Annotated in this window: 22 protein-coding genes and 1 other RNA gene; 17 read left to right on the top strand and 6 right to left on the bottom strand. The window is 72.6% G+C overall.

Going from position 1 to position 23,102, the window contains the following annotated elements; all coding sequences use genetic code 11:
• Positions 1-23: 23 nt before the first annotated feature.
• The gene (locus ACK8HX_RS14325) at positions 24-1,601 is read right to left on the bottom strand and encodes an amino acid permease (RefSeq protein WP_411941397.1); all 1,578 of its coding nucleotides are present in this window, start codon (positions 1,599-1,601) and stop codon (positions 24-26) included.
• A 218-nt stretch (positions 1,602-1,819) separates the two neighbouring features.
• Here ACK8HX_RS14325 and ssrA point away from each other — a divergent pair.
• Positions 1,820-2,186, top strand: a transfer-messenger RNA (tmRNA) gene (gene ssrA, locus ACK8HX_RS14320).
• 18 nt (positions 2,187-2,204) lie between these two features.
• Here the strand turns inward: ssrA and ppdK are convergent.
• The 3 genes from ppdK to ACK8HX_RS14305 all read right to left on the bottom strand — a co-directional run bounded on the left by ppdK (position 2,205) and on the right by ACK8HX_RS14305 (position 6,274).
• Positions 2,205-4,949, bottom strand: a complete 2,745-nt coding sequence (gene ppdK / locus ACK8HX_RS14315) for a pyruvate, phosphate dikinase (protein ID WP_411941396.1) — start codon at positions 4,947-4,949, stop codon at positions 2,205-2,207.
• A 91-nt stretch (positions 4,950-5,040) separates the two neighbouring features.
• Positions 5,041-5,655: a hypothetical protein gene (locus ACK8HX_RS14310; RefSeq protein WP_411941395.1), complete on the bottom strand. Its 615-nt coding sequence runs from the start codon at positions 5,653-5,655 to the stop codon at positions 5,041-5,043.
• A gap of 1 nt (position 5,656) precedes the next feature.
• Entirely contained in the window at positions 5,657-6,274 is a 618-nt protein-coding gene (locus ACK8HX_RS14305; protein WP_411941394.1) for an SIMPL domain-containing protein, read from the bottom strand.
• Between the two features lie 101 nt (positions 6,275-6,375).
• On the opposite strand from ACK8HX_RS14305, the gene ACK8HX_RS14300 reads away from it, so the two are divergent.
• The 12 genes from ACK8HX_RS14300 to ACK8HX_RS14245 all read left to right on the top strand — a co-directional run bounded on the left by ACK8HX_RS14300 (position 6,376) and on the right by ACK8HX_RS14245 (position 18,101).
• A complete protein-coding gene (locus tag ACK8HX_RS14300; protein WP_411941393.1) occupies positions 6,376-7,785 on the top strand; it encodes an NAD-dependent malic enzyme in 1,410 nt (469 codons plus the stop codon).
• Entirely contained in the window at positions 7,782-8,183 is a 402-nt protein-coding gene (locus ACK8HX_RS14295; protein WP_411941392.1) for a VanZ family protein, read from the top strand. Before ACK8HX_RS14300 ends, ACK8HX_RS14295 begins: the two co-directional genes overlap by 4 nt.
• Before the next feature lie 285 nt (positions 8,184-8,468).
• Positions 8,469-10,742, top strand: a complete 2,274-nt coding sequence (locus ACK8HX_RS14290; protein ID WP_411941391.1) for a DEAD/DEAH box helicase — start codon at positions 8,469-8,471, stop codon at positions 10,740-10,742.
• Positions 10,739-11,296, top strand: a complete 558-nt coding sequence (locus ACK8HX_RS14285) for a YqgE/AlgH family protein (RefSeq protein WP_411941390.1) — start codon at positions 10,739-10,741, stop codon at positions 11,294-11,296. The genes ACK8HX_RS14290 and ACK8HX_RS14285 overlap by 4 nt, the downstream gene beginning before the upstream one ends.
• A gap of 99 nt (positions 11,297-11,395) precedes the next feature.
• On the top strand, positions 11,396-11,698 hold the full coding sequence (locus ACK8HX_RS14280) for a DUF3039 domain-containing protein (protein ID WP_411941389.1): 303 nt from the start codon (positions 11,396-11,398) through the stop codon (positions 11,696-11,698).
• A 120-nt stretch (positions 11,699-11,818) separates the two neighbouring features.
• On the top strand, positions 11,819-12,814 hold the full coding sequence (locus tag ACK8HX_RS14275) for a zinc metalloprotease (RefSeq protein ID WP_411941388.1): 996 nt from the start codon (positions 11,819-11,821) through the stop codon (positions 12,812-12,814).
• 111 nt (positions 12,815-12,925) lie between these two features.
• Positions 12,926-13,870 carry a zinc metalloprotease gene (locus ACK8HX_RS14270; RefSeq protein ID WP_411941387.1) on the top strand — a complete coding sequence of 315 codons (945 nt, stop codon included), beginning with the start codon at positions 12,926-12,928 and terminating at the stop codon, positions 13,868-13,870.
• 119 nt (positions 13,871-13,989) lie between these two features.
• Positions 13,990-15,756, top strand: a complete 1,767-nt coding sequence (locus ACK8HX_RS14265) for a DEAD/DEAH box helicase (RefSeq protein WP_411941386.1) — start codon at positions 13,990-13,992, stop codon at positions 15,754-15,756.
• Positions 15,757-15,864: 108 nt separating this feature from the next.
• Positions 15,865-16,479, top strand: coding sequence for a hypothetical protein (locus tag ACK8HX_RS14260; protein WP_411941385.1), 615 nt, complete (start codon positions 15,865-15,867; stop codon positions 16,477-16,479).
• Positions 16,476-17,201, top strand: a complete 726-nt coding sequence (locus ACK8HX_RS14255) for a hypothetical protein (protein WP_411941384.1) — start codon at positions 16,476-16,478, stop codon at positions 17,199-17,201. Before ACK8HX_RS14260 ends, ACK8HX_RS14255 begins: the two co-directional genes overlap by 4 nt.
• Before the next feature lie 13 nt (positions 17,202-17,214).
• The gene (locus ACK8HX_RS14250; protein ID WP_411941383.1) at positions 17,215-17,745 is read left to right on the top strand and encodes a hypothetical protein; all 531 of its coding nucleotides are present in this window, start codon (positions 17,215-17,217) and stop codon (positions 17,743-17,745) included.
• Positions 17,742-18,101, top strand: a complete 360-nt coding sequence (locus ACK8HX_RS14245; protein ID WP_411941382.1) for a hypothetical protein — start codon at positions 17,742-17,744, stop codon at positions 18,099-18,101. The genes ACK8HX_RS14250 and ACK8HX_RS14245 overlap by 4 nt, the downstream gene beginning before the upstream one ends.
• Before the next feature lie 16 nt (positions 18,102-18,117).
• On the opposite strand, the gene ACK8HX_RS14240 is transcribed toward ACK8HX_RS14245, so the two are convergent.
• A complete protein-coding gene (locus ACK8HX_RS14240) occupies positions 18,118-18,615 on the bottom strand; it encodes an Lrp/AsnC family transcriptional regulator (RefSeq protein ID WP_411941381.1) in 498 nt (165 codons plus the stop codon).
• A gap of 107 nt (positions 18,616-18,722) precedes the next feature.
• Between ACK8HX_RS14240 and hppD the strand changes: the two genes are divergently transcribed.
• Both hppD and ACK8HX_RS14230 read left to right on the top strand, forming a co-directional pair.
• Entirely contained in the window at positions 18,723-19,961 is a 1,239-nt protein-coding gene (gene hppD / locus ACK8HX_RS14235; RefSeq protein WP_411941380.1) for a 4-hydroxyphenylpyruvate dioxygenase, read from the top strand.
• A gap of 48 nt (positions 19,962-20,009) precedes the next feature.
• Positions 20,010-20,684 (top strand): hypothetical protein, encoded by a 675-nt coding sequence (locus ACK8HX_RS14230; RefSeq protein ID WP_411941379.1) that lies wholly within the window; start codon positions 20,010-20,012, stop codon positions 20,682-20,684.
• Here the strand turns inward: ACK8HX_RS14230 and ACK8HX_RS14225 are convergent.
• Positions 20,681-21,523 (bottom strand): DUF427 domain-containing protein, encoded by an 843-nt coding sequence (locus ACK8HX_RS14225; RefSeq protein ID WP_411941378.1) that lies wholly within the window; start codon positions 21,521-21,523, stop codon positions 20,681-20,683. The genes ACK8HX_RS14230 and ACK8HX_RS14225 overlap by 4 nt on opposite strands.
• A 152-nt stretch (positions 21,524-21,675) precedes the next feature.
• On the opposite strand from ACK8HX_RS14225, the gene ACK8HX_RS14220 reads away from it, so the two are divergent.
• Positions 21,676-22,533: an RDD family protein gene (locus ACK8HX_RS14220; RefSeq protein WP_411941377.1), complete on the top strand. Its 858-nt coding sequence runs from the start codon at positions 21,676-21,678 to the stop codon at positions 22,531-22,533.
• A 266-nt stretch (positions 22,534-22,799) separates the two neighbouring features.
• A partial coding sequence (locus ACK8HX_RS14215) for a hypothetical protein (protein WP_411941376.1) occupies positions 22,800-23,102 on the top strand: 303 nt, incomplete at its 3' end.

Below are 23,102 nucleotides of genomic sequence, written 5' to 3'. Positions count from 1 at the left end.
CCGGGCCGTCCCGATGCCGGGTGCTACGGCGCCCGGTCCTCGCCGCGCTCGGCGAGGCGCTCGGTCGCGTCGTACCCCTCGGACTCCGGGTGCCCGTGCAGGCCGTGCGTCATCGCGAACTCCTCCTCGGGTGAGAACACCAGGCGGTGCCGCCCGTAGAGCGCGAAGTACAGCAGGCCGATGGCGAAGAAGATGGCGACGCCGACGACCACCGACCGGTAGGCCTCGTTGAACGGGAGGATGAGGAGGGTGAGCGCGGAGATGACCGCGGCCACGACGGCGCCGCCGACGCCCACCGGGCTGCGGTAGGGGCGGGTGACGTCGGCGTACTTCCGCCGCAGCATGAGGAAGGCCACCATCTGCAGCACGTAGGCGATGACGGCCCCGAAGACCGCGACGTTGAGCAGCTGTCCGGCGACGACGACCGAGGCGTCCGTCGCGGACTCGCCGGGCTCGTTGCGGATGGCTCCCAGACCGAACACGAGCACCACCCCGATGACCGCGCTCGTGAGCAGCGCGACCCACGGCACCTTCCGGCTCCCCGTGAGCGAGAGGACCTTCGGGTAGTACCCGGCGCGGGACAGGGAGTACATGTTCCGCCCGGCGGCGAACATGATGCCCTGGAACGAGGCCACGAGTCCGGCGAGCGCGAAGAGGGCCAGCAGCGAGGCGATGCTGCTGTTCGGGAAGATCGCGCGGAAGCCGTCGAGGATGGGCTCGCCGCTGTCGGAGATCTCCTCCGCACCGATGACGCCGGGGTTGAGGACGAGCACGAGGAACGCGGTGACGAGCAGGGTCCACATGCCCATGAGCGAGCCCCGCGGGATGTCCTCCTGCGGGGTGTGCGTCTCCTCGGCGGCGAGCGGCAGCTCCTCGATGCCGAGGAAGAACCAGATGGCGAACGGCAGCGCGGCGAGCACGCCGCCGATCCCGAACGGCAGGAAGGTGCTGTTGCCGCCCTCGGGGGCGATGTTCCACAGGTTGTCCCACGAGAAGCGGCCGGAGAAGATCGCGAGGACGAAGAAGACGCCGAGGACCGCGAGCGAGATCACGGCGATGGCCACCGCGAACCGGAACGAGGCCGCGGCCCCGGCGGAGTTCAGGCCGACGAAGATCACGTAGAAGACGACGACCCACAACCACAGCGGCATCGTGAAGCCGAACAGGTCGTCGGTGATGGCGTCGGCGTACAGGCCGGCGAACGTCCCGACGACGGCCGTCGTGATGACGTACTCGATCGTCTCGGCGAGTCCGGTGACGTACCCGCCCCACGGGCCCATCGCCGATCGGGCGAAGGAGTAGGCCCCACCGGTGTGGGGCATGAGCGCGGACATCTCGGCGATGCTGTAGATCATCAGCAGGTACATGAGGCCGATGACGACCGTGGCGACGAACATGCCGCCCCAGCCGGCCTCGCCGATGCCCAGGTTCCAGCCACTGAAGTCGCCGCTGATGACGGCCGCGACGCCCAGGGCCCAGAGAGACCAGGCGCCGGCGTGGCGGGCGAGCCCGCGCTTCTCGAAGTAGCTGGCGTCGGCGTGCTCGTAGCTGACGCCGGCGGCTCGGCGTCCAGCGGGGGAGGCGGATCGGGACTCGCTCATCGTGCTCCTCACGGGGCCGGGGTGCGTCGCACCCTCGAACAATGGCCTGAGATTAGACCTTTGCGGTTCGGGGCGTAAAGCATTCGGGCCGGGGTGCCGCGAACGGGAATCCGTTTGGGTCCCCTGGACGTTGACGGGCATACTGGCAGCGCCGACGGACTCGTCCGCGGGAACCGCCGGTGAGCACAACTGAACAGCGTGGGAGTGAGCCCCCTCAGGGGGGTGATCGGTTTCGACATTGGTCGGCTGACCATGGGGAAGCGGGTCGAGGACGCACGGTCATCTCGTCAACGCTCCGTGCAAACCAACAGGTGCCGATTCCAAGCGCACCGACTTCGCCCTCGCCGCCTGAGCGAGCCCGAAGTCCGTTGGCCCGGGTCTGATCTCGCCCCGGTAGCCAGCGTCATCCAGAGATCTTGCTGCGTCGTCATGTCGGGGGACGGCGCGGGACTCTCACTCGACTGGGCCTGTCAGCGGACGTGTGCGCGCGAGCGCTGGGGCCGAGAAAATCCGTAGCGCACTGCACCCGGAGAAGCCCTGGTTTCCCGTCAGTGGACGCGGGTTCGATTCCCGCCACCTCCACCAACGGACTCACCCCCACGATCACGACGGCCCGGGTCCTGCCTCAGGCAGGCCCGGGCCGTCGTGCGTCCGCCCGCGGCCTCGACCGGCCCGCTCCCGCAGCACCGTGGCGCGCCCGGCCTCCAGCCGCGCGACGGGCACCCGGAACGGCGAGCACGAGACGTAGTCCAGGCCGCACTCGTCGAACCAGCAGACCGACTCGGGGTCCCCGCCGTGCTCGCCGCAGACGCCGACCTCCAGGTCCGGGCGGGTGCGGCGTCCCTCCTCGGTCCCGATCCGCACGAGGCGCCCGACGCCGTCGCGGTCGATCGTCTCGAACGGCGACACCCCGAGGATGCCGGCCTCCATGTACCGCGAGAAGAAGCTCGACTCGACGTCGTCGCGCGAGAAGCCCCACGTCGTCTGGGTGAGGTCGTTGGTGCCGAAGGAGAAGAAGTCCGCCGCCTCGGCGATGGCTCCGGCGGTGAGGGCGGCCCGCGGGAGCTCGATCATGGTCCCGACGCGGTGGTCGAGGTGGACGCCGTGCGCGACCCGGGCCTCGTGGGCGGCGGCGTCGATCTCGGAGCGGATCGCGCGCAGCTCCTCGACGGCCCCGACGAGCGGGACCATGATCTGGGGCAGGGCGGCCCCACCGCGGCCGGTGACGACCGCCGCCGCCTCGAGGATCGCCCTTGCCTGCATCTGGAACAGGCCGGGGATGGCGATCCCGAGCCGCACCCCGCGCAGGCCGAGCATCGGGTTCTGCTCGTGCAGCCGCTGCACCGCGAGGAGGAGGCGCGACTCCTTGTCGTGCGGCTGCCCGGTGGCCTCGGCGACGGCCACCCTGACCGACAGGTCGGTGAGGTCGGGGAGGAACTCGTGGAGCGGTGGGTCGAGCAGCCGCACGGTCACGGGCAGGCCGTCCATCGCCGTGAGGATCTCGACGAAGTCGGCCCGTTGGAGGGGGAGCAGCTCGTCGAACACCTCCTGCCGCTCCTCCGGGGTGTCGGTGAGGATGAGCCGCTCGACGAGCTCTCGGCGCTCACCGAGGAACATGTGCTCGGTGCGACACAGCCCGATGCCCTCGGCGCCGAACCGGCGAGCGCGCGCGGCGTCGGCCGCGTTGTCGGCGTTGGCGCGCACCGACATCCGGCGATGGCGGTCGGCGACCCGCATCAGCCGGTCCACCGCCGCGACGACGGGGCCGCCGTCCTCGGCGGCTGTCGTCCCCTCGAACCAGCGGACGATGGGGGAGGGCCGTACCGGCACCTCGCCCGCGAACACCTCGCCGGTCGAGCCGTCGATCGAGAGGACGTCGCCCTCCTCGATGACCGTCCCGTCGTGGGTCGTGAACCGGCGGGCGCGCACGTCGACCTCGAGGGTCTCGGCGCCGCAGACGCAGGTCCGCCCCATGCCGCGGGCGACGACGGCCGCGTGCGAGGTCTTGCCACCCCGGCTCGTGAGAATGCCGGCCGCGGCGACCATCCCGTGCAGGTCGTCGGGGGTCGTCTCCCGGCGCACGAGGATGACGGGGCGGCCCGCCGCCGCTCGCGAGACCGCCGTCCCGGAGTCGAACACGGCCTCGCCGACCGCCGCGCCGGGTGAGGCGCTCATGCCGGTGGCCAGGAGGGTGCGGTCGGCGTGGAGGTCGAAGTGGGGGAACATCAGCTGGGCGAGCTGGTCGCCGGTGACGCGGCCGAGGGCCTCCTCCTCGGAGATGACGCCCTCGTCGACGAGGTCGGTGGCGATGCGGAACGCGGCCTCCGCCGTGCGCTTGCCGACGCGGGTCTGGAGCATCCACAGCCGACCCTGTTCGACGGTGAACTCGATGTCGCACATGTCGCGGTAGTGCGACTCGAGGCGCCGCATGATGTCGAGCAGCTCGGCGTGCGGGCCGGGGTGGAGCCGCTCGAGCTCGTCGAGGGACAGCGTGTTGCGCACCCCGGCGACGACGTCCTCGCCCTGCGCGTCGGCGAGGTAGTCGCCGTAGCCGCCGGCCGCCCCGGTGGCAGGGTCACGCGTGAACGCGACGCCCGACCCGCTGTCCGGCCCGCGGTTGCCGAAGACCATCACCTGGACGTTGACCGCCGTGCCGAGGTCGGCGGGGATGCGCTCCCGGCGTCGGTAGAGGGCGGCACGGTCGGAGTTCCACGAGTCGAAGACGGCGACGACGGCCCCGCGCAGCTGCTCGCGCGGGTCCTGGGGGAACGGGCGTCCGGCGTCCTCCTCGACGACGGCCCTGAAGCCGGCGACGAGGTTGCGCAGGTCGTCCGCGTCGAGGTCGACGTCGGCCGCGACCCCCTTGGCGCGCTTGGCGGCCTCGATGGCGTCCTCGAACCGGTCGCCCTCGACGCCGAGCACGGTCCTGCCGTACATCTGGACGAGGCGCCGGTAGGAGTCCCACGCGAAGCGCGGGGAGCCCGTGTGGCGCGCCAGGCCCTCGACGGAGGCGTCGCCGAGGCCGATGTCGAGGACGGTCTCCATCATCCCGGGCATCGAGAACTTCGCGCCGGACCGCACCGAGACGAGCAGCGGGTCGTCGGGGTCGCCGAGCCGGCGCCCCACTCGCTCCTCGAGGCGGGCGAGGTGGGCGTCGACCTCGGCGAAGAGCCCGTCCGGCACCGATCCGGTCGCCAGGTAGGCGCGGCAGGCGTCGGTCGTGATCGTGAAGCCGGGCGGCACGGGCAGCCCGAGCCGCGTCATCTCCGCGAGGTTGGCACCCTTCCCGCCGAGCAGGTCCTTCTGCTCCATCCCACCGGTCTCGAAGTCGTGCACCAGCTGGGTCATCGGGGCCTCCTCACGCGGATACTACGTAGCGTAGTACGTTGCGGGAGGAGTGGGGAGGGGCCGCCCTCGGCCCCGGGAGGGCCCGGGTGGCTCAGGCCAGCTCGAGGGTGAAGTGGTCGCCGGTGCGGGTGAAGCCCAGCCGGTCGTAGTAGGGCGCGACCATGCCGGGCGCGGTGACCACGCGTCGGAAGCCGGCGTCGGTGAACAGGCCCGAGCGGCGGAAGACGAACTCCCCGGGAGCGAAGTCGCGAAACCGCGGCGTCACGTAGTCGAGGTCGACCTGGGCCGTGCCGTCGCCGGCGTCGTGGACGACGATGACGCCGGCCGTCTCGTCGCCGTGCTGGACGAGGTAGGCCGAGCGTGCGGCGCCCTGCGCGCCCGAGAACCCGGGGAAGAACCGGGCGATGTCGGCGCGGTGGACACCGAGGAAGTGCTGGAGGTAGGCGTCGTCGGCGCCGACCGGCAGCACGGTGTAGGCCCGCTCGTCGCCGCGCTCGCGGAGCATCCGCGCGATGAACCACAGGTTGATGGCGGCGAGCACGACGTTCATCGCGACCATCGGCCAGACGTCGAGCACCGCGTTGAAGACGACGAGGATGACGCAGGCGACCGTGTTGAGGACGCGCAGGCGCAGGATGCGGGCCTGGAGGAGGGAGAAGACGAGCAGCGCCGACCCGAACCAGCCCAGGGCGTCGACCCAGCCCATGTCAGGCCAGCCCGAAGCGGACGGTGACCGAGGCGGTCACGCTCGACTCGCCGGCCTCGACGGGCATCCCGCCCGTGGAGTCCAGCGCGGCCCGGGCGAAGCGGGGGACCGGTGGCTCGAGGCCGCCGCCCTCGCGCACCCGCAGCACCGGTCCCAGCCGGCGTCCGGCGAGCTCGGCGTACTGGGTCGCGCGGGCCCGGGCGTCCTCGAAGGCCGCCTCGCGCGCGAGGACCTGGAGCGGACCGCGGTCGGACACCTCGAGGGTGACGCCGTCGAGCCCGAAGGCGTCACCGGCGGCACCGGCGAGGGCGCCGAGGAGGTCGCCGACGCGGTCCCGGTCGCGGACGACGAGGCGCAGCGCCTGGAAAGCGGTGTAGCCGACGACGCCCTGTCCCTGCGGGTCCCACCGGGGGTTGACGCCGATGCCCCGGGTGCTGCGGTCGTGGCCGGCGACCCCGTGGTCGGCGGCCGCCTGCAGGGCCCGCGAGACGCGCCCGGAGGCGTCGGCGAGGGCCGTCGCGACGTCGTCCGCGTGCGCCTGGATGCGGGCGTCGACGACGACGACGTCGGGCACGGCACTCGCGGCGCCACCGCCGGTGACTTCCACGTGGTCGGACATGCGCGTCACGGTAGCGGCCCGCGTCGCGGCGCCACAGGGGTGGTGTCCACGGCGGTGCCGCCGGTTCGGTCTACGCGCCGGTAGCCGGTTGAATCGACCCCATGCCGTCCGCTCCGTCGATCGCCAACTCCGTCACCGTCCGCCTCATCATCCCCGCGCGCGCGACCGCGGTGAGCGAGCTGACGGGCGTCATCGAGGCCGCCGGGGGAGTCGTCACCGGGCTCGACGTCACCGCCTCCGGCGCGACGAAGGTCCGCATCGACCTCACGATGCTCACCCGCGACGTCGACCACGCGAACGAGATCGTCGAGGCGATGCGCCAGGTCGAGGGCGCCGAGATCGGCCGGGTCTCGGACCGCACCTTCCTCATGCACCTCGGCGGCAAGCTGCGCGTCGAGTCCAAGGTGCCGATCCGCACCCGTGACGACCTCTCGCTCATCTACACGCCGGGTGTCGCGCGGGTCTGCATGGCGATCGCGGAGAACCCGGAGGACGCCCGCCGGCTGACGATCAAGCGCAACACCGTCGCGGTCGTCACGGACGGGACGGCGGTGCTCGGCCTGGGTGACATCGGCCCGCTCGCGGCGCTCCCGGTGATGGAGGGCAAGGCGGCGCTGTTCAAGCGGTTCGCCGACATCGACGCGTTCCCGATCTGCCTCGACACCACCGACACCGAGGAGATCATCCGCACCGTCAAGGCGATCTCCCCGGTCTTCGCCGGCATCAACCTCGAGGACATCTCGGCACCCCGGTGCTTCGAGATCGAGGCCCGCCTGCGCGAGGAGCTCGACATCCCGGTCTTCCACGACGACCAGCACGGCACGGCCATCGTCGCGCTCGCCGCCCTGCGCAACGCCCTCAAGGTCGTCGGCAAGCGTCTCGAGGACGTCCGCCTCGTCATGAGCGGGGCCGGCGCCGCGGGCACCGCCATCCTCAAGCTCTTCCTCCACGCGGGCGCCCAGCACGTCGTCGTCACCGACGTCGACGGCATCGTCCACCGGGGCCGCGCCGACGTCCTCTCCGGCGACCACCCGAACCACGCGTGGATCGCGGCGCACACCAACCCCGACGACATCAGCGGCACGCTGGCCGAGGCGATGGTCGGCGCCGACGTCTTCCTCGGCGTCTCGGCCCCGCACATCCTCAGCGAGGAGGCCGTGGCGTCGATGGCGCCGGACAGCGTCGTCTTCGCGATGGCGAACCCGACGCCCGAGATCGACCCCGACGTCGCCGCGCGGCACGCGGCGGTCGTCGCGACCGGCCGGTCCGACTTCGCGAACCAGATCAACAACGTCCTCGTGTTCCCCGGGGTGTTCCGCGGGCTCATCGACTCCGGGGTGGCGCACATCACGCTCGACGTCATGCTCGCCGCCGCCGACGCCCTCGCCGGGGTCGTCAAGGACGACGAGCGCAACGCGACCTACATCATCCCGAGCGTGTTCCACCCCGACGTCACGACCGTCGTCTCGGAGGCGGTCAAGGCAGCGGTCGCCCAGCGCGTGGAGGCGTGACCGAGGCCGGGTCGGGGTCGCCCCGCACGACGCGGGCGACTCGAGGGACCCGGGTCGCGCTCGCGGTCGCGGTCCTCGTCCAGCTCGTCGTCCTCTACGCCCCCGCGGGGGCGGGCGCGGCACCGTTCCCGCACTCGGACAAGGCTGCCCACGTCCTCGTCTTTCTCGTGCCCGTCGCGCTCGCGGTGCTCGTCACGGGCCGCCCGTCGCTCGTCGCCGGGGCCTTCCTCGCCCACGCGGGCCTCAGCGAGGTCGTCCAGGGGACGCTGCTGCCCCTGCGGTCCGGTGACCCGTTCGACGCCGCGGCCGACGCGCTCGGGGTGGCGCTCGGCGTCCTCGTCGCGACCGGGATCCTGCGCCGGAGCCCGCCGCGGTCGAGGTATTCGACCGGTCCCTGAAGCCGCCGGAACACCTCGACCGAGGGAAGGGGCGTGGTCGGGAGGAGGTCGGCCCGCTGGTAGACTCGGGATCCCACGAGGTGGCGGGTGCATGGCCGCGCCCCATCCGGCCGCAGAGCGCGGCCCCGATCGACCTCCCACCTCGTCGCGCCGGTGACACACCCGTCGAACCGGCCCACACGGACCATCAGGGTCCGAGGCTCGTCTTGCTCGCTGTTTCGCCACCGGCCGGAGACGTGTCTGTCTCTCGACCGATCGATGACGAAACGTAAGGTGAACCTCCCCATGCCCAAGAAGGCATCCGGGCCGAAGGCCCGTTGGACCGCTGCCCAGAAGTCGGACGCCCGCAAGGGTCCCAAGAAGACCCACCGCGGCCAGCCCGACGGCCCCCGCAGCGCCCCGAAGCGCGCCGCCCGCGGCGACTCCCGCGACGGCGAGGGCTACGCCAAGCGCCCCCGTGCCGAGCGCTCGCCGCGCTGGGACCGCGAGGACCCGCGCCGCGGCGACCGCCCCGCACGCGAGGACCGCCGCGAGGACGCACGCCGCGACGACTCCCGCACGGAGCGCCCGAAGCGCTGGGTCTCCGACCGCGACGACCGCCACGTCCACCGCCCCCACGACGAGCGCCCGCGCCGCGAGCGAGGCGAGCGCCCCGTCCGCGACCGTGCACCGCGCGTGGCCGACCCGGTCCGCCGCGACCGTCACGAGGGCCGGCACACCGACCGCGGGTTCGACCGCGGCGGCTACCAGCAGCGCGACGACCGTGGCGGGTTCCCGCCCCGTGAGGACCGTGGTGGGTACCAGCGTCGTGACGACCGTGGCTCGGACCGTGGCGGCTACCAGCGTCGCGACGACCGTGGCTCGGACCGTGGCGGCTACCAGCGTCGCGACGACCGTGGCGGGTTCCCGCCCCGTGAGGACCGTGGTGGGTACCAGCGTCGTGACGACCGTGGCTCGGACCGTGGCGGCTACCAGCGTCGCGACGACCGTGGCTCGGACCGTGGCGGTTACCAGCGTCGCGACGACCGTGGCGGCTACCAGCGTCGCGACGACCGCGGGTTCGACCGCCGCGACGACCGCTTCTCGCGTCCCGCCGACGACGAGCGACCCCTGACCTTCGAGGAGGCCGAGGCGCAGCGTGCCGAGGCCGACACCTGGACCACGTACACCTCGACCGCCGGTGACGCCAAGGAGGTCACCGCGGACAACGGCTTCGCCGCCCTGGGCCTGCCCCAGGTCCTCGTCGAGCGGCTCGCCCGCGACGGCATCGCCGACCCGTTCCCGATCCAGGCCGCGACGATCCCCGACGCCCTCGCCGGGCGCGACGTCCTGGGCCGGGGCCGTACCGGCTCGGGCAAGACCCTCGCCTTCGGCCTGTCGATGATCGCCAACCTCAGCGGTGGCCCGCGCCCGGAGAGCAAGCGCCCGCGCTCGCTCGTCCTCGTGCCGACCCGTGAGCTCGCGATGCAGGTGAGCGACGCCCTCGAGCCGTTCGTCCACGTCTCCGGCCTGCGCCACAAGCTCGTCGCCGGCGGCCTGTCCTACGAACCGCAGATCAAGGCGCTCGCCAAGGGCCTCGACATCCTCGTCGCGACCCCGGGCCGCCTCGCGGACCTCATGGAGCGCGGCGCGGTCGAGCTCGGCGGCGTGGAGATCGCCGTCCTCGACGAGGCCGACCACATGGCCGACATGGGCTTCCTCCCCGAGGTCACCGCGATCCTCGACGAGGTCCCCGCCGGCGGCCAGCGCCTGCTGTTCTCGGCGACCCTCGACAAGGGCATCGACACCCTCGTCGAGCGCTACCTCGTCGACCCGGTCACCCACTCCACCGACGAGGCCCAGGCCGCCGTCACGACGATGAGCCACCACGTGCTCCTCATCGACCCGCAGGACAAGAAGGCCATGACGGCCGAGCTCGCCGGCCGCGGCGGCCGCGTCATCGTCTTCGCGCGGACCCAGCTCGGCTCGGACCGCATCGCCGGGGAGCTGCGTGACCGCGGCGTCCTCGCCGCGTCGCTGCACGGTGGGCTCTCGCAGGCCGTGCGCAACCGCGTGCTCGGCGCGTTCCGCGACGGGTCGATGAACGTCCTCGTCGCCACCGACGTCGCGGCCCGCGGCATCCACGTCGACGACGTCGGCATGGTCGTCCAGGTCGACCCGCCGACCGACCACAAGGACTACCTCCATCGAGCCGGGCGCACCGCGCGCGCCGGTGAGGAGGGTGCGGTCGTCATGCTCGCGCTGCCGCACCAGCGCAAGATGGTGACCCGCATCATCGAGGGCGCCGGCGCCGAGGCGCAGACCGCCAAGGTCACGCCGGGCGACGCCACGGTGCAGGCCATGGGTGGCCGTGCACCGAGCGGCATCCCGGTCGCCGACGAGGTCTGGCGCCCGATCCTCGAGGGCAACCCGAAGCGCCGCGGTGGCGGTCGTCCGGGTGGTCCGCGCGGGGGTCGTCCCGGTGGCAGGTTCGGCCGCCCGGCGGGCGCTGCGCGCCGCGAGGGACGTGACTCAGGTGCCGGACGCGCCGGTGACCGCCGGGGCAGAATGGAGGGGTGAGCGAGACCCACACCGGTCGCCTCCTCGTCGCGACGCCGCAGATCGAGGAGGGCGTCTTCCGGCGCTCGGTCGTCCTCGTGCTGCACCACGACGACGACGGCGCCCAGGGTCTCGTCCTCAACCGTCCCATCGACGCCGACGTCGACTCCGTCCTGCCCGGATGGGAGGAGCACGCCACCGCGCCGGCGAAGGTCTTCCAGGGCGGCCCCGTCCAGCTCGACTCCGCCCTCGGCCTCGTCGCGGTGCCCGGTGACTCGCCGGAGCCGACGGGGGTGCGCCGGCTCTTCGGGTCGGTCGCCCTCGTCGACCTCGACACCCCGCCGCTGCTCGTCGTCCCCGAGGTCGCGGGTCTGCGGATCTTCGCCGGGTACGCGGGGTGGTCGCCGGGCCAGCTCGAGGACGAGGTGCGCACCGGCTCCTGGTACGTCGTCGACTCCGAGAGCGCCGACGCGTTCACCGGCGCGCCGGACGACCTGTGGCGCTCGGTGCTCCGGCGCCAGGGCGACCCGCTGCGCTGGGTCGCGTGGTTCCCCAGCGACCCCGCGATGAACTGACCCCGACGGGCCACGGTCCGTCGTGGGGAGCCCGGCCCGTGCCATCACCCCGACGGCACTCCCCGCCGACCCCCGGCGCGGCGCGCCTAGACTCGGGGGATGAGCGAGCCGATGCCCCCGCTGGACGACCCCAACGCCCCCGGCGGGCAGCCGCAGACGCAGACGGCCGTCCTCGAGCGCACCGAGACGGTGCCCCAGGTCGCCGAGCCGGGCGACCACGAGCGGTTCGCCCACTACGTGCGCAAGGAGAAGATCCTCGAGAGCGCACTCTCCGGCGAGCCGGTGACGGCGCTCTGCGGAAAGGTCTGGGTCCCCGGGCGCGACCCGAACCGCTTCCCGGTGTGCCCGACCTGCAAGGAGATCTACGAGGGCCTGCGCCCGCCGGAGGACGGCGGCGAGTGAGGTCGGTCCGGTTGCCCCCGAACGGCTGACCGTGGGCCGTGGGGGGCCGTAGAGTTGGCTCCTGCACGTCTCGTCCGATGCGAGCCCTCGCCGGGGGCCAAGGGTTCAGGGGGTTCTCTCATGTCCGTGCGTCTGTCGGCGTCGTTCGCCGCACTCGTCGTCGGCACGCTCGCCGTGCCGTTCGCGGCACCGGTGTCGGCCCTCGCGCCGACCGCGGCAGCGGTGTCCCTGGACGCCGACCACGCCGAGCACTCCGCGGGGGAGCAGGAGTGCGAGGACCCCGAGGTCGGTGCCCGCACCACGCGCGGTCGGGGCTGGCACAAGGACCCGAGCACCCTCACGGCCCGGCAGGCCCGCCTGCGCGAGACCCAGCTCACCCAGGCGGTGGCCCGTGCCGACCTCACCGCCGCGGAGCGGGCCTGGGTCGCCGGGCCGCACCAGCGCAAGATCGGGGTCGGCCGGCTCCCGGTCGCCACGATCGACGTCTACTTCCACGTCATCTCCGACGGCACCAACGGCCAGCTGACCCAGCAGCAGGTGGTCGACCAGGTCGACGTCCTCGACGACGCGTTCGCCTCGAGCGGGTTCCGGTTCACGCTCAAGGCCGTGACCCGCACGACCAGCTCCGCCTGGTACACCGCCCTCGCCCGCGGTTCGCAGGAGGAGCAGGACATGAAGGTCGCGCTGCGCCAGGGCGACATGGGCGACCTCAACATCTACAGCGCCGACCTCTCGGCCGGGCTGCTCGGCTGGGCGACCTTCCCGACCTCGAGCTACAACGTCAACGACGGCGTCGTCCTGCGCGACACCTCGGTGCCCGGCGGCAGCCTGGCGAACTACAACAAGGGCGACACCGGCACGCACGAGGTCGGGCACTGGCTGAACCTCTATCACACGTTCCAGGGCGGGTGCTCCGCCCCCGGCGACTACGTCGACGACACCCCGGCCGAGGCCTCGCCCGCGTACCAGTGCCCCACGGGCCGGGACAGCTGCGCTGCCGCAGGGCTGGACCCCATCAGGAACTTCATGGACTACACGTACGACACGTGCATGGACCACTTCACGCGCGGTCAGGGCTCGCGGATGAGGCTGGCCTGGCTGGCCTACCGGGCCTGAGCCGGGCGCGCTGACCGACCTTTTACCCGAACCAGACCCGCGCCCGACCGCCGCGGGCCTAGGGTGCCGGAAGCCCGCACCACAGGGGATGCGGCCCACCGGAGGGTCACCATGACTGCACGAACACTGGCCGCCGTCGCCGCACTCGTCCTCGGCGCCGCGACGATTCCCGCCACCTCCGCCTCGGCCCGGCCGATGGCCGGGGAGGCGTCGGTCGAGGCCGAGTGCGTCTCCCACGAGGGAGCCCGCGGGACCGGTCAGGCCAAGGACACCAACGACCTCACCGCCGAGCAGGTCAAGGCCAACGAGGCCGCGCTGACCCGCGCGCTCGCCGCCAAGGGCCTGACGAGGAACGCGAAGGGCCAGGCCGTCGACGCGACGACCGGGGCCGCCGCGGCCACGGCCTTCGCCGTCCAGGTGCCGGTGTACTTCCACGTCATCACCGACGGCACGAACGGCAAGGTCTCGGCGACGCAGATCAACCAGCAGATCGCCGTGCTCGACGCCGCCTTCGCCCCGGCCGGCTTCGACTTCTACCTCGCCGGCACCGAGACCACGGTCAACTCGCGCTGGTACACCAACCTGCGCTCGGGCTCGAAGAACGAGCGCGACATGAAGAGGGCGCTGCGCCAGGGCGACATGGGCGCCCTGAACATCTACACGGCCAAGCTGTCGAACAGCCTGCTCGGCTGGGCGACCTTCCCCAAGGCCAGCTACGACAGCTACGACGGCGTCGTGCTCCTCGACGCCTCCCTGCCCGGCGGCTCGGCGACGAACTACAACCAGGGCGACACGGGGACCCACGAGGTCGGGCACTGGCTGAACCTCTACCACACGTTCCAGGGCGGCTGCACCGGCTCCGGTGACGAGGTGGCCGACACCGCGCCCGAGGCCTCGCCCGCCTACCAGTGCCCCGTCGGGCGCGACAGCTGCGCGGGCGGTGGGCTCGACCCGATCCGCAACTTCATGGACTACACCTACGACTCCTGCATGGACCACTTCACCGCCGGACAGAACGCCCGCATGCAGACCGCCTGGACGGCGTACCGCGCCTGACCAGTTCCGTTGCGGGGCAGCAGGATCACTGTCCCGGATAGCACACCGAGGGCCCCGGCGCGGAAACGCCGGGGCCTTCGGTGTGTCGCCTCCGGCGGAGGTTAGGGTGGCCGTCGCCCATGAGTACCTCTGCAGCCGAGCACCTCTCTCCCGCCTTCCCCGAGCGCGCCGCCTGGGGCACCGCCGGGAAGCTCCGTGCGTGGCAGGAGCAGGCCCTGGCGCTGTACCTGCACAAGGACGCCAAGGACTTCCTCGCCGTGGCGACCCCGGGCGCCGGCAAGACGACCTACGCCCTGCGCATCGCCACCGAGCTGCTCGACCGCGGCGTGGTCCGCGCCGTCACGGTCGTGGCGCCCACCGAGCACCTCAAGACCCAGTGGGCCGATGCCGCCGCACGGGTCGGCATCCACCTCAACCCCTCGTTCTCGAACTCGGTCGGCGTGCAGTCCTCCGAGTACGACGGCGTGGCCCTCACCTACGCCCAGGTCGGCGTCAACCCCGGGCTGCACCGCCGTCGCACCGAGGGCGAACCGACGCTCGTCATCCTCGACGAGATCCACCACGGCGGTGACGCGAAGTCCTGGGGCGACGGCATCCGCGAGGCCTTCGAGCCCGCGACGCGCCGCCTGTCCCTGACCGGGACGCCCTTCCGCTCCGACGCCAACCCCATCCCGTTCGTCCGCTACGAGATGGGCCACGACGGCATCCTGCGCTCGGCCTCCGACTACTCCTACGGGTACGCACCCGCCCTGCGTGACGGGGTGGTGCGGCCCGTCATCTTCCTCGCCTACGGCGGTGCGATGCGCTGGCGCACCAAGGCCGGTGACGAGATCGCCGCCCGCCTCGGCGAGCCGATGACGAAGGACCAGACCGCCCACGCCTGGCGCACCGCACTGGACCCCAGGGGCGAGTGGGTGCCCTCGGTGCTCGCGGCCGCCGACGTGCGCCTCACCGAGGTGCGCCGGCACGTGCCGGACGCCGGCGGCCTCGTCATCGCGTCGAACCAGAACAGCGCCCGCGCGTACGCGAGGATCCTGCGCGAGATCACCGGCGAGGCGACGACGGTCGTCCTCTCCGACGACGCCGGGGCCAGCGAGCGCATCGAGGAGTTCGCGACCGGGACCCAGCGCTGGATGGTCGCGGTCCGGATGGTCTCCGAGGGCGTCGACGTGCCGCGCCTGTGCGTCGGCGTCTACGCGACCTCCACCTCGACGCCGCTGTTCTTCGCACAGGCCGTCGGACGGTTCGTGCGGGCCCGCAGGCGCGGCGAGACGGCGTCGGTCTTCCTCCCGTCGGTTCCCGTCATCCTCACCCACGCCGCGACGATGGAGGAGGAGCGCGACCACGCGCTGAACCGCCCGACCTCCGACGAGTCCGAGGCCTCGCTGTGGGCCGAGGAGGAGGGGATGATCGCCGCCGCCAACCGCGCCGACCCGACGGTGGGGCTGGAGGAGACGGGCTTCGAGGCGCTGGAGTCGGACGCGCACTTCGACCACGTGCTGTTCGACAAGACCCAGTTCGGGCTCCACGCCGAGGTCGGGTCCGAGGAGGAGCAGGACTACCTGGGCCTCCCCGGCCTGCTCGAGCCCGACCAGGTCGCCACGCTGCTGCGCGAGCGGCAGGCCAGGCAGGCGAGGTCCGGAGGGCGCCCGGCGCCCGCGACGTCGGGACCGACCCCGGTCGCCGCCCACCGCGCGCTCGCCGCCCAGCGCAAGGAGCTGAACAAGCTCGTCGCGGCCTACTCGGCCAAGACCGGCAGCCCGCACGCGAGCATCCACCTCGACCTCCGCCGCGCCTGCGGCGGACCCGAGCTCGCGACCGCGACGAGCGACCAGGTCACCGAGCGCGTCGCGAAGATCCGGCAGTGGTTCGTGGGGCGTCGCTGATCGGCAGGCCCCTCCCCGGATAGGCTGGCCGTCCGCGGCGGGGAGCGCTCCCCATCGCGCGGTGGCCGGGGGAGTCGGCAGGATCGGACGACACACGAGGGGAGAACGATGACCGACATCGAGGTCAACTACGCCGGCATGGGCGCGCTCGCGCGCGCCGTCGACCGGCAGGAGGAGTTCGTCAGCAGCGCCCGCTCGCTCGTCGCCGAGGGCTGTGGCGACTTCGGCGCCTTCTGCGGCTTCATGGAGGTCTTCCAGGGCACGTACGAGGAGGCCCACGGGCACGTCCTCGCCGGCCTCGAGGACGCGCGCCTGTGTGCCGCGTCGGTCGCCGAGACGATCCGCGCCAACCGCGACACCTACCGCGACCGCGACCTCGAGGCCTCCACGCGCCTGTCGGGCATCGACGTCACCGTCAACATGGCCCCGACGGCCTCGATGGGCCCGGGCGGTGGGCTGCAGACCCCCGGCGGCCCGCCCATCACCACCGAGGACAAGAACGTCGCCGGCCTCGCCGGGCTGGCCGACGACATCGCCGACCAGGCCGACGTCGACCTCCCCGGCTCCACCCCCGGCCACATGCACGGGCTCACCGCGAACCCCACGGCGCCGGTCGCGCTCGCCGGTGAGTTCCAGGACACCTACCAGGCCGGCCAGGACGCGTCCGACGCGAGCGAGGACATCGACGACTACGAGGAGTTCGAGAGGCGGTACGGCAAGTGAGCGCCATCGCGATCCAGGACCCCAGCGCGTTCCTCAGGGCGTCGGAGGGCAGCGACGCCTACGGGCGGATGATCGACGAGATCAAGGGCAACTGCGGCCTGATCCTCCAGGGCATCGAGTGGATGTGCGAGAAGCTCGGCTTCTCCCTCCTCGAGCTGATCATGAAACCCATCGCCGGCGACTTCAACTCGATCGACGACATGAAGAACACGTGGGGCCGGCTCGCCAGCGGCATCGACGTCATCGCCGAGAACTACCGCACGCTCAAGGGCTCGGTCGCCTCGACGTGGGTCGCCCCGGCCGCCACCCGCGCCGAGGACAAGCTCGGCGAGATGGCCCGCGGTCACGCCAAGCAGGCGCAGGCGCTGCGGCTCATGGAGCGCCAGCTCGGCAACATGCTCGCGGCGACCAAGTCGATCGTCGCGGCCGTGGCGTCGGCACTGTCGATCGTCGAGGAGATCCTGCTGTCGATGACGGTCGCCAAGTTCCTCAAGGAGCTCATCACCCTCGGCGGTGGCCTGCGCAAGGCGGTCGAGACGATCCGTCACGCCGTGCGGCTCATCGACAGCCTCAGCGACGTCCTCCCACCCATCTTCAAGGCGTGCGCGGTCATGGCCACCTTGTGGAAGGTGATGAACACCTTCTTCATGCTGCCGGTCGTGGCGGCCCGGCAGGCCTCCGCGGGCAACCACGCCGACGACACCGCAGACGCGGGCTTCTGACAGGACGGGACCGATGACCGACAGCCACCGCGGCAGCGTCGAGCGCGAGGCCGACGAGCTCCTCATCGAGATGCAGCAGAGCGCGCGCGAGCTCGAGGACCTCCTCGCCGGCATCGAGCAGCAGGTCGACGAGGTGAACGCCGCGCTCGAGACCATCCGCACCGAGGTGCGCGCCGCCGAGAGCGAGAACTCGCGCGAGGAGTACGACCGGGCCGCGCGCTCCGGCGAGCTCGGGCCGGAGCGCCAGGAGCTGCAGCGTCGCCTCGACCGGGGCGAGACGACCTGGCGTGACGTCGTCTCCGGCCGCGACTCGCACCCGAGCGCCGTGGCGGTGCGCGCCGAGGTCACCGGCACCCTGCGCGAGACCGTCGACCGGCTCGAGCGGGAGGACCCCGAGTTCCGCGAGGCCTACCGCTCGGTCGCGACCCTGCGCGACGCCGACGGTGATCCCGGCGACTGGAGCGACGTCGACGGCCCGGGTGCCGCGCCGCCCCCTCCGCCGCCGCCCACGCGGCCCGCCCCGCCGACCGGGGGCACCTGGTGAGCGATCCGGTGCGTCCCGAGGGTGCCTCGGCGCCGGCGGCCCGCGAGGACGCCCGCGACCTCGAGAAGTGGGCCCTGCTGCGTCCCACGCTGCTGCTCTACGCCGCCGCGGTGAGCTTCTCCGCGGTGTTCGTCGGGGTGTCGGTGCTCAGCGAGCGGTGGGAGCCGCTGCTGGCGCTGCTGTTCTTCGGCGCCTCGTTCGCCCTCACCGTCCACGGCCACCGTCGCCGGCTGCGTGCCATCCGCGAGCGCGACCCGAGCGTGGCGAAGGGCTACGGCGTGCTCGTCCTCGCGTGGGTGCTGCTCATCGCGGGGATCTACCTGCCGTTCGCCCTCATGCAGGCCCTCGAGTCCTGACGCCGCGCGGTCGGGGTCAGGGGGTGTCGGGCGCACTCCTCGCCGCCGCGTCGACGAGGGGTCCGGTGCGGTGGTCGAGGTGGGTGACGAGGCAGATCGCGGTGTTCGCCCGCAGGACGTGCGTGTCGTCGATGATCTCGTCGATGACGCGGCCCAGGTCGGCGTTGTCGCGGGCGACGATCCGCACGACGAGGTCGCCGACGCCGGTGATCGAGTGGATCTCGAGCACCTCGGGGATCGCCGAGAGGTGGGCGACGACGGGCGCATGGCCCTGCCGCTGCCGGATCTCGAGCGTGCAGAAGGCGGTGACCGGGTAGCCGAGGGCGCCGGTGTCGACCTGCGGTGCGAAGCTCTTGATGACGCCGCGCTCCTGGAGTCGGTCCAGCCGGGCCTGGACGGTGCCCCGCGCCACGCCGAGCGTGCGGGACGCCCCGAGGACGCCGACGTGCGGGTCGGCGGTGAACAGGGCGATGAGGCGGGCGTCGAGGTCGTCGACGCCGGTCTGGCGAGCCATGGTCACATTGTTCGTCATGCCCACCCCGCCCGACAAGTGTCTGGGCATCCTGACCAACCGAAACCGCTCCCGTTGCACAGGCTGCCCGCCTCGCCCACAGTGTCGGCATGACCGACACGACGACGACGTCTCCCAGCCACCTCGACCTCACCGAGCAGGAGCGCCAGGCGGGCCTGGACCTCCAGCAGCTCAAGCAGCTCGTCGGCCTCGTCGACTACGACGAGACCCGGGACCCGTTCCCGGTCACCGGCTGGGACGCCATCGTCTTCGTCGTCGGCAACGCCACCCAGACCGCGCACTACTACCAGTCCGCGTGGGGCATGGAGCTCGTCGGCTACACCGGACCCGAGCACGGCGTGCGCGACCACAAGGCGTTCGTCCTCAAGTCCGGCTCCATCCGCTTCGTCGTCAAGGGCGCGGTCACGGCCGACAGCCCGCTCGTCGCCCACCACGCCAAGCACGGTGACGGCGTCGTCGACATCTCCCTCGAGGTCCCCGACGTCGACCGCTGCATCGAGCAGGCCCGCCGTGCCGGCGCCCGCGTCCTCCAGGAGCCGGAGGACCTCACCGACGAGCACGGCACGGTTCGCGTGGCGGCCATCGCCACGTACGGCGAGACCCGCCACACGCTGGTGCAGCGTCAGGTCGACGGTGTCACCTACGACGGTCCGTACCTCCCCGGCTACGTCGCCGCGTCCTCGACCTACGCCAAGCGCGAGGGCGCCCCCAAGCGACTGTTCCAGGCGCTCGACCACATCGTCGGCAACGTCGAGCTCGGGAAGATGGACGAGTGGGTCTCGTTCTACAACCGGGTCATGGGCTTCGTGAACATGGCCGAGTTCATCGGCGACGACATCGCCACCGACTACTCGGCGCTGATGAGCAAGGTCGTCGCCAACGGGAACCACCGCGTGAAGTTCCCCCTCAACGAGCCGGCGATCGCGGCCCGCAAGAGCCAGATCGACGAGTACCTCGAGTTCTACGGCGGCCCGGGCGCCCAGCACCTCGCGCTGGCGACCAACGACATCCTGCGCACCGTCGACGAGCTGCGGAAGGAGGGTGTGGAGTTCCTCGACACCCCCGACGCCTACTACGACGACCCCGAGCTGCGCGCGCGCATCGGTGAGGTGCGCGTGCCGATCGAGGAGCTGAAGTCGCGCAGGATCCTCGTCGACCGCGACGAGGACGGCTACCTGCTCCAGATCTTCACCAAGCCGCTCGGCGACCGCCCGACCGTCTTCTTCGAGGTCATCGAGCGACACGGCTCGCTCGGCTTCGGCAAGGGCAACTTCAAGGCGCTCTTCGAGTCCATCGAGCGCGAGCAGGACAAGCGCGGCAACCTCTGAGCTCGCCCGTCGCGGGCGGGGGGCCGCGCGGCGACGGATGATGGGGCGGTGACGTCCGCCCTCGTCCTCCCCAGCCCGTTCCTGCCGACCCACGTGTACGCCCCGCTCGCGGACGCCCTCGGGCGCCGCGGGTGGGGCGTCGCCGTCTCGTCACCTCCCGCCGCGCCCCTGGATGCCGCGGCGGTGCTGGACGCGTTCGGTGCCGACGCCGCCCGGGCCTCGCCCGACGTCGTCGTCGCCCACAGCAACGCCGGGCGGTACGCGGCGGCCGTCGCGCCGCCCGGGGCCGTCGTCCTCTATGCCGATGCGGCGCTGCCTCCCGACTCCGGCGACGCCACGCTCGCGCCCGCGGCCCTGCTCGACGCCCTCGCCGCGATGGCCGACGACGATGCCTTCCTTCCACCGTGGACGCGCTGGTGGGACGAGGAGGACATCGCCCCCGTCGTGCCGGATCCCGTTCTGCTGGAGCGGATCCGTGCCGATGAGCCCCGGGTCCCCCTCTCGTACGCGCGCTCCCGGCTCGGGGCCCCGGAGGGATGGCGTGGGCGCCGCAGTGGCTACCTCGCGTTCGGCGGGACCTATGCCGAGGAGGTCGGGCGTGCACGGTCGTGGGGCTGGCCGGTCCACGTGCTGGCCGGTGCGCTGCACCTCCACCTGCTGCTCGAGCCGGGGGAGGTGGCCGACGAGGTGGTCGCCCTCGCGGCGACGTGCGCGGCCTCCTAGAAGCGTTGTGCGTCGCGCAGGGACGACCACGGCGTGACCGGCCGCGGGACGACGACGCCGTCGAGCTCGAGGTCGACCCGCTCGTTCCAGAACGCGAGCATCCCGCGGATCGCGGCGACCTCGTCGAGAGGGTGGCGGTAGGTCCAGGCGATGTCCTCGCCCGCGGGGCCCGCGTCGGGGAACGCGGCGGGGTCCAGGGACACGTACGACGCGTGGCCCTTGTAGGCGCACGTGGAGGTGGAACCGCTCCCGACGAGCAGGTCGGTGACGACGTCGTCGTGGTGGAGGTACCACCGCGTGGGGATGTGGGTCTCGCAGAGGGCGACCGCACGCCGCGTGTCGGCGAGGACGCGCCCGTCGAACCGGATGACGACGTGCCGGTCGCTGGGCAGGAGGTCGATCCGCTTGAAGGGGTCGTGCGGGTGGCCGGTCACCGGGTGGGCCTCCTCGACCCACGAGAAGGGCGCCCACTCGACGACGACGCGGCCCCCGAGGTCCGGGTCGTCGGGGGCGAACGCCGCGTCCTCGAGGGTCCGGTCGCCGGCGACGACGTCGTACGCCTGCCCGGGCGTCGTGTGCCAGCCGAAGTTGACCGGCCCGAGGACCGGCGGGGCGCGGTCGGGCAGCGGTGTCGCGTCACGGGGGACGAGGGTGGCGGCGACGTCCTCCGGCGGGACGGCGTACATCGGCACGACGCGGCGCGGCTCCCACACGAGCACCGCGTCGGTGGTGTCGAGGACAGGGAGTCCGCCGAGGTCGGCGCGGACCCGACGCGACACCGGTTCCCAGCGCAGCTCGCCGGTGAGGGACATGAGGTGGGGACCGAGCCGCAGCGCCATCCGTCGATCGTCCGCCCCGTCCGGGCACGGGTCAACGGCCGCTGCCGTCCACGGCCCGGCGGCCGCGGCATCGAGGGGTCCGTCGAGCGGGCACGACACCGGGAGACGGGGTGCGCCACGGAGCGGTCAGGTGTGCGTGAGACCCTGACCCCATGAGCGAGACCCCCACCGGACCGGGCTGGTACGACGACCCCGACGACCCCCAGCTGCTCCGGTACTTCGACGGGATCGTGTGGACCTCGCACACCAACCCGCGACGGTCGCCGACCGCGGAGCAGTCGACGATCGGTCGTGCCGTCCAGCCCCAGCCGCCGGTCACCGGTGGTGGGGCCGCCGGTGGTCCGGCTGCCGGTTCCGGCGGCTCGTCCGGGTGGACGCCCCCGGGTGGCCGCGCCCCGGCCGGCGGCAACGCACCGCAGGGCTGGGGCAGCGCCTCGCCCTACGGGGGTCCGATGGGCGCGCGCACCGACGTCCTCCCCGACGGCGCCGTCCTCGCCGAGTGGTGGCGCCGGCTGCTCGCCCGGATCCTCGACTCCGTCATCGCCAGTGCGCTCGGCGTCATCGTCGCGATCCCGTGGCTGGGCGACGCCCTGGGCGTCCTCGACCGCTACGTCGACGAGGCCGCGAACGCGGCTCGCGGTGGCGCCCAGCCGGATGCGGGTGCGTTCGTCACCGACTTCACCGAGGCCATCCTCCCGCTGGCGGTCGTCAGCCTCGTCGTGACCCTGGTCTACGAGGTCGCCTTCCTCACCTGGAAGTCGGCGACCCCGGGCAAGATGCTGCTCGGGACGGTGGTGCGCCGGGTGGGTGACGGCGAGCCGGTCGGCCTCGTCACGGCGCTACGGCGCCAGGTCGTCTCGCTGCTCGCGTCCGCGATGTCGTTCGTGCCGCTGCTCGGGGTCGCGGCGACGGTGCTGAACGTCATCGACCCCGCGTGGCTGCTGTGGGACCCCAAGCGGCAGACCCTGCACGACAAGGTCGCCGACACGGTGGTCGTCCTCAAGGGCTGACCCTCCTCCGGTCGTCTCCGTTCGGCGCTCATGCGTGGTCGAGGACGCGGCGCCGGTGTCGCGGGCTGCCCGGCTTCTCGGGGGATCCCGTCTTAGACGCTGCGGATGGGAGTGCAGGGGGTTGCGCTCCGAAGGTGCCTCACCGCGGTGCTCGCGAGGCACGGACCGCACCAATTTGCCTGTGATGCAGCGACATTCGCAGACTCGAACACTTGTGCGAACTGTATTGAACGGGTAGGCTCGATCCCACAGGGGAAGGGGGAGCCATGAACAGCCAGCACGGGCAGAGCGCCGACGTCATGGGCGCAGCCGTCGACCATGACGTGGCCGCCGTCCTTGCGTCGATGTCCACCGAACTGGCCGAGCTGACCCTGCGAACCGCCGCGACCCGTGAGGAGCTGGCCTGCGTCGTCGCGGCCGCGCAGGCGGTGGCCAACGCCGCGGCCGCGGTGCAGGACGGCGCGATCGCGGCGTTGGCGGCGGTCGAGGGCGAGTGGGCCGAGGACGGCACGATCACCGAGGTCGTCCGCGCCCCGGGTCACGTCGCGATCGACGCCGCCGACCTCCTC

This window comes from Oryzobacter faecalis, assembly GCF_046764005.1.
In the GTDB taxonomy this organism is placed as follows: domain Bacteria; phylum Actinomycetota; class Actinomycetes; order Actinomycetales; family Dermatophilaceae; genus Oryzobacter; species Oryzobacter faecalis.
The sequence above is the reverse complement of the archived record's forward strand: the minus strand, read 5'-3'. Positions and strand labels throughout refer to the sequence as shown.